The following is a 14,926-nucleotide window of genomic DNA, read 5'->3' as shown; positions in this document are numbered from 1 at the left end:
CGGGCGCGGACAGTGTCTTGCAGCGGCGGGCTCAAGTCACCGGATCGTGCTGCAACGCGCCCTTGGTGGCATGGCTGCCGATGGCCGGTCCGGTTCGGGCGGCGGCGCCCGGGGAGGCGGCCACGCTGGTCGCCCCCTGCACCACGCGCAGCGCCCAGTCGCACACCACCTCCATGAAGGTCTGTTGCGACGCCACCGAGGTCAGGCTGTGATCGATGTCCCCGATGAATCGGTACTCGAAGCGCTGGGTGAAGTCCTCGTGCGCAAAGGGCCCGAGCTGGTCGCGCCCGCGGTCCACCACGTGCATGGTGCCGGTGTAGAACAGCAGCACCGAGACGTTGCGTTCCGCCACCTGCGTCATCGAGCGGCGGAACACCGCGGCCGTGACCTCCGGCGGATCCGGCTCGAAGATGTGCGGCGCGGCCGCTGCAGCCGCCTTGGCGGAGAACTTGCGCTGCAGCCAGCGCACGGTCTTGCCGATCACCGCCGGATTGGTCGGCACGGCGAGCGCACGGCGGAACTGGCGCTCCAGTTGCGCACGGCGGCCGGGGAAGGCGTAGCCATCGAACATCAGCAGGCCGACCACGCGCGAATCGGCCACCGCCAGCGACAGGCCGTTGGTCGCGCCCGAGCACAGCCCGATCACGATGAAGCGGCGCACGCCCAGCATGGTCTGGATCAGGTTCATCGCGGCCTGCAGGTCCAGCACCGCCTGCGTCAGGAAGTGCTCGGACCCACTGGCCGGGCCGCTGTCGCCCAGGCCTGCCAGGTCCAGCCGCACACTGCTGATGCCGCGCGCCGCCATCTGCCGCGCCAGCTTGACGTTGATGCGGCGCGGGCCGATGCGGTGGTTGGCACCCATGTTGAGCATGAGGCAGGCCACGGGGGCCAGCGGGCCGTCGGCCGGCGTGGTGATGATGCCGATCAGCGAGCCGTCGGGCCCGAACTGCACGGGTGTCTCTTTGTAGTCATTCATGAACTTCTGCCAGCAGACGTTGCAACGCCTCGGTGGGCACCATGGCGTTGTTGGGATGCGGATCGGAGGTCCAGATCAGCGGGTGCTGAAAGGCCGAGATCCGCAGCGGCATGTGGCGGGCCGTCTCCTTGCCCGCCCATTGATGGGCTGCCTGGTCCTCCGCATCGGCGAGGACCACGGTTTCGTGCAGCGCGGTGAGCTGCAGTGCATCGGGTGACAGCGCGCGCAGCTGCTGTCGCATCAGCGGCGACACGCCGAAGCCGAAGATCTCCTCGGTGAAGGCGTCCGGGTCGCGCGCCAGGCGGCGGCGCCAGTCGGTGTCGGGCACGCAGAAGGAGCGCTCGAGCGCGTCCACGTGGCCGGCACGCAAGGTGTCCAGGTAGCGCGCGCCGTCCACGATCGGGTCCCACAGGATGAGCCGGGTCGGGTCGCAGCGCCCGCTCTTGGCGGCCATCACGGCGAGGCTCGCGCCCAGGCGGGCGCCGAGCCAGATGATGCGCCGGTTTCCCGCGCGGCGGCGCAGCTCCTCGTGCGCCGTGCAGACGTCGCGCCGCCAGCCTTCGAGATCGCCGTCGGTGTCCTCGCCGGGCGAATCGCCGCTGCCGTAGTAGTCGAAGCGCAGCACGGCGACGCCGGCGCGCGCCAGCCGGTCGGACAGCACGCGGAACAGCCGGTGGCCGCGCACGGCCTCCTGGCCCAGCGGCATGCAGATCAGCACGGCGAGCTGGCTGTCCCGCTCGGGTGCGTGGTAGAGCCCGAACAATTGCCTGGAGGCCGGGCCGAAAAGCATCGGTGTCATACGCAGAACTCTCGCTCGGCCAGGGGGCGCGGCGGCGCGGCTGCCGCGGTCCCTTGGGCCAGCAGGCGGGCCACGGCGCACAGCGCGCCATGGACGTCATGGAAGGAGGATAGCGCCAGGCGGGCAGCGTCCTCCCCGGCGCCCATATGGACCTCGCGCGGCTCGGGCGAAACGCCCACCTCGAAGCTGCGGGTGTCCACCGACAGGCCCATGCCGGTGGCCTTGAGGCAGGCCTCCTTGCGGGTCCAGCAGCAGAGGAAGGCATGCTCGCGCGCCTCGGGCGGCAGCGCGGCCAGCGCGCGGCGCTCGGCGGGGCTGAAGTAGGTCTCGGCCAGCGCCTCGGCATCGGGCATCGGGCGCAACAGCTCCACGTCCACGCCCACTTCGGTGTGCTCGCACACCGCGATCAGCGCCAGCGACTGGCTGTGGCTCAGATTGAAATGCAGCCGGCCTTCGGCCAGCACCGGCTTGCCGAAGGGCCCGAGCTGGAATTCCAGCATGGAAGCCGGAATTCCGCACTGCGAGCCCAGGATCTCGCGCAGCGCCGCATGCGCGGCGATGTAGCGGCTGCGGTCGCGCTTGAAGACGAAGCGCCGGGCGCGCTCCCATTCCGATTCCGACAGCGACGCCACCGCCTGCGGTGCCGGCGTGGCGTCCAGGTCCACCTGCCAGAGCCGGCAGTGGGCAGAGGAGGGGAGCTGCTGGATCGTCATGGTGGCGGGACCTCAGCTCTTGCGGCCCCAGCCCAGCACGCGGCCGAGCAGGCCGCCGCGCTTCGAACCGCTCTCGGCCGCTGCCGCGGGCGCACCCGCCTGGATCGCGGTCCCGGCGGCAGCCGAGGCCAGTTGGCCCAGGCTCTCGAACACGTAGCGCCGCGCTTCCACGCGGAAGCCCATCACCTGCTCCGCCTGCTGCACCACGCGCATTGCCAGCAGCGAGTCGCCGCCGAGGTCGAAGAAGTTGTCGTTGGCGCGGATGTCGTTGACGTCGATGGCCAGCGCGCTGGCCCAGATCTGCGCCAGCTTGGCCTGCTCGGGCTGCAGCAGCACCTGCGGCTGGGCGGGACGGGCGGCCACGGCTTGCGCCGCGGTGGGCGCGGGCGCGTCGGCGGCGGCCAGGCGCTGCAGGTAGACGGCACTCTCGGAGCCCTCGGGCGAGGACAGCTCGGCCAGCGTCGCGTCGGGCCGCTGCGCCACCTTCTGCAGAAGCTCCATGTAGCGCTCCTTGAAGGCCGCGCCGGTCTCGCGCTTGTAGATGTCGGCGTTGTAGACCACCGCGCCTTCCAGTCCATGCGGCTTGTCCATCAGCCAGATGCCGAGGTCGTCGGTCGCGCCGCGCTGAGGCAGGTGCATCTGCCGGTGCGTGAGGCCGCCGATGTCGCGCGGCCGCTCGCGTGCGTCCTGGAAGGAGAACAGCGCCTGGTACAGGCCCACGCCCTGGGCGCGCTCCTTGAACTCGGGCTCCTCCACCAGCCGCTCGAAGGGGATCTGCTGGTGGCTCATCACCGTGATCAGCTCCTGGCGGACGTAGCGCATGAACTCTCCGAAGCGCAGGCCCGGGTCGACCTGGAAGGACAGCGGCAGCACGTTGTTGAAGAAGCCCATCACCGGCTCCAGCTCGGGCGCCTCGCGGCCGCGCACCGGCGTGGCGATCACGATGGCGCGGCTGTCGACGATGCTGCTCATCATCAGGATGTAGATGCCCAGCGTCAGCATGTTGAGCGTGGCGTCGTTGCGCTGGCCGATCTCGCGCAGCCGCTCGGTGAGCTGCTTCTCCACCGTGATCCAGTGCGCGCCGCCCTGGCCGCTCATGCCGGCCTTGCGCGGCATGTCGGGGCGCGGCGCCTTGGGCGTGGGCGAGTTGGCGAAGCGGTCCTTCCAGTAGCGCAGCTGCGCCTCGAACTCGGGCTCGGTCAGCCACTTGGCGTACCAGTCGGCGTAGTCGCCGTGGGTCACCGCCAGCGGCGGCAGGCCGTGGTCCTGGCCGCGCACCAGCGCGCCGTAGATGGTCGAGAGTTCGCTCTGCAGCACGTCGAAGGACCAGCCGTCCCACACCAGGTGATGCGGCACGAACACGAAGGCATGGTCGTCGTCGGCGATGCGGAACAGCGCCGCGTGGAACATCGGTGCCCGGTGGATGTCGATCGGCTTGTCGGCCAGCTCGTGCATGCGCTCGACCAGCTCGGTTTCGCGCTGGTCCGCGGGCAGGTGGCCCAGGTCGATCACCGGCAGCTCGTAGGCCACTTGCGGCGCGATGAGGGCGACCGGCTCGCCGCTTTGCGGATGCGGGCCGATGGCGGTCCGCAGCGAAGGCTGGCGCTCGATCATGATGGCCAGCGCGGCCTTGAACTTCGCCACGTCCAGCGGTCCGCCGAGGCGGTGCGCGGAGGGCGCGTTGTAGGTCGGGCGGCCCGGGTGCAGCTCCTCGACGAAGCGGATGCGCTCCTGCATCGGCGTGAGCGGCGCGCTGGTGCGGCCGGGCACGTGCGCGATCGGCGCGCTGCGCGGCACGGCGCTGCCTTCCATCGCGTCGATGGCCGCGGCCAGGCGCTCGGCGGTGGGTGCCTCGAACAGCAGGCGCAGCGGCACCGTGCGGTCGAGCTCGCGCGACAGCAGCGTGGTCAGCCGCGCCGCCAGCAGCGAATGGCCGCCCAGCGAGAAGAAGTCGTCGCGGATGCCCAGGCCCGGCAGGTTCAGCACCTGCTCCATGGTCTTGAGGACCAGCGCCTCGCGCTCGTTGCGCGGCGCCAGGCGTTCGCCCGCGTCCTTGTGCGTGGCGCTGGGCTTGGGCAGGGCCTTGCGGTCCACCTTGCCGTTGGGCAGCAGCGGGAAGGCGTCCAGCGTCACCACGTGCTGCGGCACCATGTACTGCGGCAGGCGGGCACGCAGGTGGCGGTCGAGCGCGCCCAGGTCGATCTCGGCGCCCGCCGAGGGCGCCAGGTAGGCGACCAGGCGCACGTCGCCGGGCTGGTCCTCGCGGGTGACGACGAGGCTGCGCGCCACGCCGTCGATCTCGCTGCAGCGCGCCTCGATCTCGCCCAGCTCGATGCGGTAGCCGCGCACCTTGACCTGGAAGTCGAAGCGGCCCAGGTGCTCCAGCAGGCCGTCGTTGCGCCAGCGGCCGCGGTCGCCGCTGCGATAGATGAGGGTCGGCACGCCGTCGATGGCGGTGGTGACGAAGCGCTCGGCCGTCAGCTCGGGCCGGTCCAGGTAGCCCAGCGTCACGCCCAGGCCGCTGATGCAGATCTCGCCGGGCACGCCGATCGGGCAGGGCTGCAGGTTGGCGTCGAGAATCCACACGCCGGTGTTGGCCATCGGCTTGCCGATGGAGACGCCGCGCGCCGCCACGATCGGGCGCTCCATGCGCCACACGGTGGACCACACCGTGGTCTCGGTCGGGCCGTAGAGGTTCCACAGTTCGCTGGTGCGGTCCATCAGGTCCAGCGACAGGTCGGCCGGCACCGGCTCGGCGCCGATCCAGGCCCGGAAGCCGCGCGGACCGGACCACTGCGCGTCCAGCAGCAGGCGCCACATGCCGGGCGTGGCCTGCAGGATGGTGATGCCCTCGGACTCGAGCGTCGCGCGCAGCCGGTTGCCGTCCATGGCGGTCTCGCGCTGCACGATCACGATCTCGGCGCCGGCGGCCAGCGGCAGCATGACCTCGGGCACCGCCATGTCGAAGGACAGGGTGGTGACGGCGGCCAGGCGGTCCTGCGGGCCGATGCCGGGCTCGCGCTGCATGGTCTGCATCAGGTTGGCGACCGCGCGGTGCGGCACGCACACGCCCTTGGGCTTGCCGGTGGAGCCGGAGGTGTAGATCACGTAGGCCGTGTCCTCGCCCTGCGCATCCTGCGGGCCGGGCGGCAGGGCGGTGGCGGGCTGCGCCAGCCAGTCGGTGTCGCGGTCCAGCAGCAGCACGCGCTCGGCCGCGTCCGCGCGCCAGGCCTTGGGCGCGGCGGCGATGGCGGAAGAGGTCAGCAGCAGGCCGAGCTTCGCGTCCTCGGCGTAGTAGTCCAGGCGGGCCTGCGGAAAGGCCGGGTCCAGCGGCACGTAGGCGGCGCCGCTCTTGAGCACCGCCAGGAGGGCCACGAACATGTCGAAGCCGCGGTCCAGGCACAGGCCGACGCGTTCGCCGCGGCCCATGCCGCGCGTGCGCAGCGCGTGGGCCAGGCGGTTGGAGCGTTCGTCGAGTTCGCGGTAGCTCAGGCCATGCTGGCCGTCGCGCAGCGCGGGGCGCCCGGGCTGGCTGGCGGCATGCGCGACGAAGCCGGCATGCATCAGGGGCGCGCCTTCGATCGGCGTGGGCGCCGGCTGCAGGGCGGCGAGCGCATGCGCTTCGGCGTCCGACAGCAGGGCCAGGCGTCCGACCGCCTGCGCCGGGTCGCGCACGATGGCGCGCAGCAGGGTCTCGTACATGCCCAGCCAGCGGCGGATGGTGGCGTCGTCGTACAGGTCGGCGTTGTACTGCGCCTCCATCTGCATGCCGCCGCGCACCGGCGTGATGTTGAGGAAGAGCTCGAAGTTCTCGTAGCGGCGGCCGATGGTGCTCTGCTCGACCTGGATGTCGGGGAAGTTGCCGTCGTTGGGCGCGGCGTCGCGGTCCACGTTGAAGAGCACGTTCACCAGCGGCAGGCGGCTGGGATCGCGTGGCACCGGCAGCTTCTTGAGCAGCGCGCCGTAGCCCAGCGTCTGGTGCTCGAAGGCGTCGAGCAGGGTGCTGGCCGCCTCGCGTGCCAGTTTCTCGAAGGGCTGCTGCGCATCGACCGCGACGCGGATCGGCAGCAGGTTGACGCAGTGGCCCACCAGCGTGTGCATCTCGCTGGGCATCTGGCCGGCGGCGGCGATGCCGATCACCAGGTCTTCCTGCGCCGTCAGGCGGTGCAGCATCGCCGCGAAGGCGCTGAACATGGTGGCGAACAGGCTGGTGCCGGCACTGGCGCCGAACTTGCGCAGGCCGTCGATCAGCGGCTGCTCCAGCACGTGGTCGATGCGGTAGGCGTTGAAGGTGCGCACCGGCGGCCGCGGGTGGTCCAGCGGCAGCTCCAGCACCGGCAGGCTGCCGCCCGCGTAGCGCTTGAGCCAGTAGTCGACATGGGCCTGCATCCCGGGGCTGTCGGCCTCGGCGGTTTCCCAGGTGGCGTACTCGGAGTACTGCGCCGCCGGCTCCAGGGCCGGGCCGGCGCCGATCTGCTCGGCATAGAGCGCACCGAGGTCTTCGCTGATCACGCCCCACGACCAGCCGTCGCAGACCACGTGGTGGGCGCTCAGCACCAGGATGTGGTCGATGCGCGACAGGCGGTAGAGGGCTGCGCGGAACAGCGGGCCGCGCTCCAGGTCGAAGCGCTCCAGCACCACGGCCACGCCGTCGTCCTCCAGCCGCCGCTTCTGCGCGGCGGGGTCGAGCGTGCTGAGGTCATGCTCCACCAGCGCCACCGGCGCGGGCTCGCCGATCAGCAGCTGGGTGCCGTCCGGCGAGATGGTGGCGCGCAGCGACTCGTGGCGCGCCACCAGCCGGTCCAGCGCCAGTGCGAGCGCCGCGGTGTCGAGGGCGCCTTTGAGATGCAGCCGCATCGACTCGTTGTAGGCCAGCGAGGCTTCCGGGCTCAGCCGGTCGCCCAGCCAGACCTCGCGCTGCGCTTCGGTGGTCGGGACGATGCGCTCGATCAGACCCCCCGCAAAAGGGTCGAAGTCCTCGGCGGCTTCCTCGGTGGGCAAAGTGGCGACGGCGTCGGTCATGCTTGGTACTTGGTGAATTTGCCTTGGGCCTTGGGATCGGGCACGAACCAAGCGGGCTGCCCGTCCTTGTCGCGTCCCAGGCGCGCGTTCGGCGTAGGCGGATGCGCCGGATCGATGGTCATCTTGGGGGCCGCGCGGCGTGGCAGCAGCTCGGCTTCCTGCATCTCGGCGATCGATTCCTTGAAGGCCGACTTGATGGTGGCGATGTCCTGCTGCGTGTGCGCGGTCGTCATGAAGCAGGGGAAGTTGTCCAGGATGTGGACGCCGCGGCTGCGCATCATCGCGAACAGCAGGTCCTGCAGCGGGTGGTCTTCCAGCCAGGTCACGCGCCACAGCGAGGAGAAGTAGCGGATCTCCAGCGGCGCGCCCACCTCGCGGCAGAAGGCGGTGAGCTCGTCGGCCATCGCGGCGGTGTGGAGGTTGAGCTGGGTCTGCAGCTTGTTGTTGTCCTGCTTCAGGTACTCCAGCGCGGCCTTGGAAGCGGCCAGGGCCAGCGGGTGGCGCACGAAGGTGCCGGCGAAGTAGGTCACGCCCACCGTGGGCACGGAATCGTCGCCGTACTGCCAGGCGCCGCCGTCCAGCGCGTCCATGTAGGCGCGCTTGCCGGCGATCACACCGACCGGGAAGCCGCCGCCCAGCACCTTGCCGTAGGTGGCGAGGTCGGCGCGGATGCCGAAGATGGCCTGCGCGCCGCCCAGGTCGGAGCGGAAGCCGGTGATGACCTCGTCGAAGATCAGGCAGGTCTCGGATTTCTCCGTGATGGCGCGCACCTCGCGCAGGAATTCCCTGGGCTGGAAGTCGGGCCGGCGGCTCTGCACCGGCTCGACCAGCACCGCGGCCAGGTCATCGGCGTTGGCGCGGATGAATTCCAGCGCCTCGGGCGTGCCGTAGTCGAGCACGCGCACGTCGCCGAACATGCCCTGCATCACGCCCGGCGCGGCCGACATGCCCTTGGCCTGGCGGCCGGCGCGCACCAGCACCTCGTCGAAGGTGCCGTGGTAGGAGCCCGTGAACAGCACCACCGTGCTGCGGCCCGTCACGGTGCGGGCGATGCGCAGCGCCGCCATCACCGCCTCCGAGCCGGTGTTGCACAGGCCGGCGCGGTCGAAGCCGGTGAGCTCGCACAGCAGCTTCGTCACATCGGCGGCCAGCGGATGCTGGGGGCCGATCTCGTAGCCCAGGTCGAGCTGCTTCTTGACCGCGTCGTTGATGAAGTCCGGCGTCCAGCCGAACAGGTTCATGCCGAAGCCGTTGAGCGTGTCGACGTACTCGTTGCCGTCGATGTCCCACATGCGCGAGCCCTTGGAGCGCTCGATCACGATCTGGTAGGTGATCTCCTTGGTGGCCGGGCGGAAGCCGTTGACCACGCGCGGGTCGGCCATGTGCGAGCGGTTCTGGGCGGTGAAGGCCTTGCTCTTGGCGGTGCGCTCCACGTAGCGGCGCATGAAGGCGGCCAGCCGCGCCTTCTGGCGCTCGGTCGGCTCCTTGCTCTGCGTATGGATGCGGGCGATGGCGCCAAAAGCCTTCTTGACGTCGTACTTGATCGCCGGCGCGGGCTCGTCGGCAGCCGCCGGCTCGCCGGCTGCCGGGGTGTTGGACGCCGTGGCCGCGGCGGAGGCCTTGGGCGTGGGTTGCTCCACCACGGGGGCCGGCAGCACGGGGCTGGCCGGCACCTGGGGCGCCGCCGACAGCAATGCGAGTTGCTGTTGCATCAATTGCATCTGCTGCGCGATCACCTGCTGCACCACGCTTCCGCTGGCGGGTGCCATCGTCATCGCCGGCAGGGGCTGCAGGACCACCGGCGCCGCCGCCACGGGCATCGCGGCGACTGCCTGCTGCGGGGCCACCGCCGCGGCGGCGCTCGCGGGCACGGCGGCCGGTGCCGCGGGCGCGGCTTCGGGCGGCAGCGTGGCATCGAGGAACTCGGCCAGTGCGTCGAAGCTGCGATAGCTCTCCATGAGCTGGCGGAAGGTCAGGTTGACCTTGAAGGTCTTCTTCACCTGCAGCGCCGCCTGCGTGAGCGTGAGTGAATCCAGCCCGATCTCGACGAAAGGCGCGGCACCGTCGACCTCGGCCATGTCGGCGCCCGAGATGTTCTCGAACAGCTCGCGCAGGCGCGTGACGAGCGAAGCGCGGCGGGCGGGCGGCGCGGAAACGGCGGTGGTCATGGGCAACTCCGGAATCGTGAGGGCAGGGGCCTGGGTGGCCGTGGAAGAAGAAGCGAGCGCGGGCGCGGCCATGGCCATGGCCGGGGCCGGGGCCGGGGCCGGGGCCGGGATCGGCGATGCGATCTCGACCCAGAAGCGCTTGCGCTCGAAGGGGGTGGTGGGCAGGCGCACGCGGTGCTTGCGGGCGCGCGTGTCCAGCGGCGACAGATCGATCTCGGCGCCCTGCGCCCACAGCCGTCCGGCGGCCAGGCGCCAGCTGGCGCATTCGCTCGCCGGCTGGTCGGCCAGCAGCGAGACGGCCGGCGCGGGCTGGGCCTTGCTCGCATGCTGGCGCACCAGCGTGGCCAGCGTGTTGCGCGGGCCGAGCTCGATGAAGAGGGGATGGGGCAGCTGGGCCTGCACCTCGCGCACGGCGGGCGAGAAGCGTACGGTCTCGCGCAGGTGGCGGGCCCAGTAGTGCGGGTCGGTGGCTTCCTCGGCCGTGAGCAGGCGGCCGGTGAGCGTCGAATAGATCGGCAACTGCGGTGCTGAGAGCTGCAGCTCCCGCACCAGCGCCTCGAAGGGCGCGACCGCCGGGTCCATCATGGCCGAGTGGAAGGCGTGAGAGGTCTGCAGCGTCCTGGCGACGATGCCTTTGGCTTCCAGGTCGGCGCGCAACTTCTCGATCGCCTCGGCCGGGCCGGCGGCCACGCTCACCGAGGGGCCGTTGTCGGCGGCCAGCGAGATGCCTTCGGGCAGCAGCGGCAGCAGCTCCGCCGCGGCCATGCGCACCGACAGCATGGTGCCCGCCGGCTGGGCCTGCATGAGCGCGCCGCGGCGAGCGACCAGGCGGGCCGCGTCTTCCAGGCGCATCACGCCGGCCAGCACGGCGGCGGCGAATTCGCCCACGCTGTGGCCGATCATCGCGGCCGGCTTCACGCCCAGCGACATGAGCTGGCGCGCGAGCGCGTACTCGAGGGCGAAGGTGGCGGGCTGCGTGACCGAGGTCGCGGACAGGGCGCCCGTGTCGTCGGACGCGATGCGTGCGCGCAGGTCGTACTCCAGCACGCCCTCGAAGGCCGCGAGGCAGGCGTCGAAGGCTTCGCGGAACACCCGCTCCGCGGCATGCAGCGCCAGGCCCATGCCCGCGTACTGCGCGCCCTGGCCGGGGAACATGAAGACCGGCTGCGGCACCCAGGCCGCGGCCGCGGCGGCGGCGCGCGCCGGCGAATCGGCCGTGCGCAGCGCGGCCACGGCGGCATCGATGGAATCGGCCACCACGCAGGCGCGTTGCGCGAAGGCCTTGCGCCCCACGCGCAGCGTGTGGGCCACGTCGGCCAGCGGCAGGTCGGGGTGTGTCTCGAGGTGATCGGCCAGTTGCGCCGCCGCCGTCGCCAGCGCGGCGGGCGAGCGCGCGGACAGCAGCAGCAACTGCGGGCCGGTGGCCGGATCGGAGGGTTCGCGCGGCGGCGCCTCCTCGACGATCACGTGCGCATTGGTGCCGCCCACGCCGAAGGCGCTGACGCCGGCACGGCGCGGCGCCTCGGCGCGCGGCCAGGGCCGAAGCGTGCTGTTGACGGTGAAAGGCGTGGCCTCGAAGTCGATCGCCGGGTTGGGCGCTTCGTAATGCAGGCTGGCCGGAATGACTTCGCTGTGCAGGGCCAGCGCGGTCTTGATCAGCCCCGCCGCACCGGCCGCCGTGACCATGTGGCCCACGTTGCTCTTGAGCGAGCCGATGGTGCAGAAGCCCTTGTCGGCGGTGTGCGCGGCGTAGGCGCGGGCCAGGCCCTCGACCTCGATCGGGTCGCCCATCGGCGTGGCGGTGCCGTGCGTCTCGACGTAGGAGATGCTGCGCGGGTCGACGCCGGACTGTGCCAGTGCCGCCTCGATCACCGCGGCCTGGCCGTCCACGCTGGGCGCGGTGAAGCTGGCCTTGGCGCCGCCGTCGTTGTTGACCGCGGCGCCGCGCAGCACCGCGTAGATGGTGTCGCCATCGGCGATCGCGTCGGACAGGCGCTTGAGGAGCACCACCGCCGCGCCGTCGCTGAAGACGGTGCCCTTGGCCTTCGCGTCGAAGCTGCGCGTATGGCCGTCGGGCGAGAGCATGGAGCCCTCGTTGTAGAGATAGCCGCTGCGCGGCGGGCAGGTGACCGAGGCGCCGCCGGCCAGCGCCATGCGGCATTGGCCGGTTCGCAGCGCGTGGAAGGCCTGGGCGATGGCCACCAGCGAGGTGGAGCAGGCCGTGTGCACGCTGATGGCCGGGCCGGTCAGGCTGAGCTTGTTCGCCACGCGGGTGGTGATGTAGTCCTTCTCGTTGGCCAGCATCACCTGGAATTCGCCGAGCATCTCGATCCGGTCGGGATGCGTCGCCACGTGGCGCTGGAAGTAGGTGGGGTTGTACATGCCGCCCCACACGCCGACCGGGCCCGGCGCCTTGTCGGGCACGTAGCCGGCGCGCTCCAGCGCTTCCCAGCAGATCTCCAGGAAGACCCGGTGCTGCGGGTCCATCAGCTCGGCTTCCTTCGGGTTGATGCCGAAGAAGGCGGCGTCGAAGTTCTCGATGCCCTCGATCACGCCGCGGGCGCGCACGTAGAGCGGGTCGGCGCGCAGCGCGGCGGAGACGCCGGCATCCAGCGTCGCGTCGTCGAAGAAGCTGATCGATTCGCGGCCAGCCATCAGGTTGTCCCAGAACTGCTCGACGTCGGCCGCGCCGGGGAAGCGGCCGGCCATCGCGATCAGGGCGACGGGTTCGCTGTCGGTCGAGGCGGCCTTGGCGGGCGCACGGGCCGGCTGCGGGGTGGCCGGTGCGGTGCCGGCGGCGTCCATGTCGGCGGCCAGCGCGGCGGGCGTGGGCTGGCGGAAGAACAGATTGCTGCTGAGTCGGCGCGCGCTGCCCTGCTGCAGGTCTTTCAGCACCCGCAGCACCAGCAGCGAATCGCCGCCCAGGTCGAAGAAGTTGTCGTCGCGTCCCACCTGGTCGATGCCCAGGGCGCGCGCGAAGGCGGCGCAGACGCGGCGTTCGGTCTCGGTGCGCGCTTCCGCATAGGGCTGCGCCAGTTCCGGCCGCTGGCGCGGCGGCTCGGGCAGGGCGCGGCGGTCCAGCTTGCCGTTGTTGGTGACGGGCAACTGCTCCAGCCAGACCTGGGCCGAGGGGATCATGGCCTCCGGCAGGCGCTCCGCCAGGTGCTGGCGCAGCGCGCTCCATGGCAACTGCGGGCCGCGTGCCACCAGGTAGGCGACCAGGCGCAGTCGACCGGCCGGGTCCTTCTGCGGCACCACCGCGCAGGACTTGATGCCCTCGTGGGCCAGCAGCACGGACTCGATCTCGCCGGTCTCGATGCGGTGGCCGCGGATCTTGACCTGGCCGTCGATGCGGCCGATGTATTCGATGGTGCCGTCCGGCAGCCAGCGCACCTGGTCGCCGGTGCGGTACAGGCGATCGCCGGGCGCGCCGAAGGGATCGGGCACGAAGCGCTCGGCCGTGAGCTCGGGCTGCGCCAGGTAGCCGCGCGCCACGCCCCGGCCGCCGATGCACAGCTCGCCCACCAGGCCGGCCGGCAGCAGGGACATCGAGGGGCTGAGCACGCGCAGGACGGTGTCGTTGATCGGGCGGCCGATCGGCACCGAGCGGGCCTCGGCCGGCAGGTCGCGCGGAATGCGGTGCGTGGCCGCGAAGGTGGTGCACTCGGTGGGGCCGTAGCCGTTGATCAGCGTGGTGCCGGGCAGGGCCGCCAGGGCGCGCCGCACGTGCGGCACCGACAGGGCCTCGCCGCCGGTCAGCAACTGCCGCAGGCCGGCGAGCTGGGCCGGGTCGTCGTCCACCACCGCGTTGAACAGACCGGCGGTGAGCCAGGCGGTCTTGACCTCGTGCCGGGCGATGGTGCGAGCCAGGCCGGCGCCGGTCGGCACCTTCTCGTCGTGCACCACGCAGATGCCGCCGTTGAGCAGCGGGCCCCAGATCTCCAGCGTGGCGGCATCGAAGCCCAGCGGCGCCGCGTGCAGCACCGCTTCGCCGGGCGGCAGCTCGACGTAGTGGGCGTTCAGCACCAGGCGCAGGATCGAACGGTGGCAGATCTCGATGCCCTTGGGCGTGCCGGTGGAGCCCGAGGTGTACATCACGTAGGCCACCGATTCGCCGTCCGCCTCGGCGGGGCGCAGGGGCGGCAGCGCGGCCTCGTCGCCCGCGCGGGTCTCGTCGATGGCCAGCAGCGGGCGCTCGGCGGGCACCAGGCCACGGTAGGCGGCCTGGGTCAGTACCAGGGCGACGTTCGAATGCGCCAGCATGAAGGCGATGCGATCGGCCGGGAAGTCGGGCTGCACCGGCACGTAGCTCGCGCCGGCCTTCAGGATGCCGAGGATGGCGACGATGGCGTCGCTGGAACGGTCGAGCAGCATGCCGACCGCATCGCCGGGGCGGATGCCGCGGGCTTGCAGCCGGCGGGCCATGGTGTCGGCGGCCTGGTCCAGGGCGCGGTAGCTCAGGGTGCCGCCCTCGCCGACCAGGGCGGGCGCATCGCCACGCCCGGCCACCTGGCGTGCGAACAGGCCGTGGACGGTCAGGCTGCGGTCATAGGGCGTGGCGGGGCTGTTCCACTCGCCGAGCTGGCGTTGCCGGTCGGCCGACAACAGGGTGCGGATCTCGCCCAGGCGGGCCTCGGGGTGATCCATCAGCTCGGCGGCGGCATCGGCCACGGCCAGCAGCAGGCCCATCGCGAGCGCGCTGTCCATCAGCGTGGCGGCGCCGGCCAGGCGCAGGGTGGCGGGCGCCTGGAAGCCCAGTTGCAGCATCACCGTGCCGTCCTGGCTGTGCGGCGCGCCCTCGCGCAGCCAGCAGGCGAAGGGCGGGACGGATGCGGCCTCGGACGCCGCAGTGGGCGCGCCGGCGCGGCGCGCGCGGTCCACCTCGGCGATCCACTGCCAGGCGGAGCCGTCCGGATCGCAGCGCAGGCCCAGCGGGACCTGGCCTGGCGCCTCGTGCAGTTCGACGGACGGCGTGCCCAGCCAGCGGGATTGGAGAAGAACCCAGGCCGCCGCGAACAGCGTGTCCGCAAGGTAGCCCCCCTGTCGCGCCTCCGCCGACCAGCGGGCGGCCAGGGCTGGCGACACGTCGAGGCTGGAAACCTGCAGCGCCTGCGCAGGCTGGGCGGAACGCGGGACGAACAGGTCCGTCAGCGAGAGCGACGGCTCGGAAGTGGATGGGGAAATGGGTGCTTGCTCCATGAACTGGTGACTCCGCTATGAACTGGCCTCGTCCGGCAATAACCCCTGT

The 14,926-nt window shown here is 71.7% G+C and carries 5 protein-coding genes; all 5 read right to left on the bottom strand.

The genetic code is table 11. The features are described from left to right. Positions 1-31: 31 nt before the first annotated feature. Genes ABEA07_RS20920 through ABEA07_RS20900 form a run of 5 tightly spaced genes read right to left on the bottom strand, consistent with a single transcriptional unit; the run spans position 32 to position 14,877 of the window. Positions 32-976, bottom strand: a complete 945-nt coding sequence (locus ABEA07_RS20920; RefSeq protein ID WP_345540252.1) for an alpha/beta fold hydrolase — start codon at positions 974-976, stop codon at positions 32-34. Continuing rightward, a complete protein-coding gene (locus ABEA07_RS20915; RefSeq protein ID WP_345540251.1) occupies positions 969-1,775 on the bottom strand; it encodes an alpha/beta fold hydrolase in 807 nt (268 codons plus the stop codon). Before ABEA07_RS20915 ends, ABEA07_RS20920 begins: the two co-directional genes overlap by 8 nt. Further along, positions 1,772-2,488 carry a 4'-phosphopantetheinyl transferase family protein gene (locus ABEA07_RS20910; protein WP_345540250.1) on the bottom strand — a complete coding sequence of 239 codons (717 nt, stop codon included), beginning with the start codon at positions 2,486-2,488 and terminating at the stop codon, positions 1,772-1,774. Before ABEA07_RS20910 ends, ABEA07_RS20915 begins: the two co-directional genes overlap by 4 nt. 12 nt (positions 2,489-2,500) lie before the next feature. Beyond that, positions 2,501-7,510 (bottom strand): amino acid adenylation domain-containing protein, encoded by a 5,010-nt coding sequence (locus ABEA07_RS20905; RefSeq protein ID WP_345540249.1) that lies wholly within the window; start codon positions 7,508-7,510, stop codon positions 2,501-2,503. Continuing rightward, positions 7,507-14,877, bottom strand: coding sequence for an amino acid adenylation domain-containing protein (locus tag ABEA07_RS20900; protein ID WP_345540248.1), 7,371 nt, complete (start codon positions 14,875-14,877; stop codon positions 7,507-7,509). The genes ABEA07_RS20905 and ABEA07_RS20900 overlap by 4 nt, the downstream gene beginning before the upstream one ends. Positions 14,878-14,926 lie beyond the last annotated feature (49 nt).

It is taken from the genome of Variovorax defluvii, assembly GCF_039541515.1.
Lineage (GTDB): Bacteria > Pseudomonadota > Gammaproteobacteria > Burkholderiales > Burkholderiaceae_C > Variovorax > Variovorax defluvii.
The sequence above is the reverse complement of the archived record's forward strand: the minus strand, read 5'-3'. Positions and strand labels throughout refer to the sequence as shown.

Excerpts from the sequence above, each read along its gene's own strand:
- ABEA07_RS20920 (WP_345540252.1), bottom strand. The coding sequence starts at position 976 with ATGAATGACTACAAAGAGACACCCGTGCAGTTCGGGCCCGACGGCTCG.
- ABEA07_RS20915 (WP_345540251.1), bottom strand. The coding sequence starts at position 1,775 with ATGACACCGATGCTTTTCGGCCCGGCCTCCAGGCAATTGTTCGGGCTC.
- ABEA07_RS20910 (WP_345540250.1), bottom strand. The coding sequence starts at position 2,488 with ATGACGATCCAGCAGCTCCCCTCCTCTGCCCACTGCCGGCTCTGGCAG.
- ABEA07_RS20905 (WP_345540249.1), bottom strand. The coding sequence starts at position 7,510 with ATGACCGACGCCGTCGCCACTTTGCCCACCGAGGAAGCCGCCGAGGAC.
- ABEA07_RS20900 (WP_345540248.1), bottom strand. The coding sequence starts at position 14,877 with ATGGAGCAAGCACCCATTTCCCCATCCACTTCCGAGCCGTCGCTCTCG.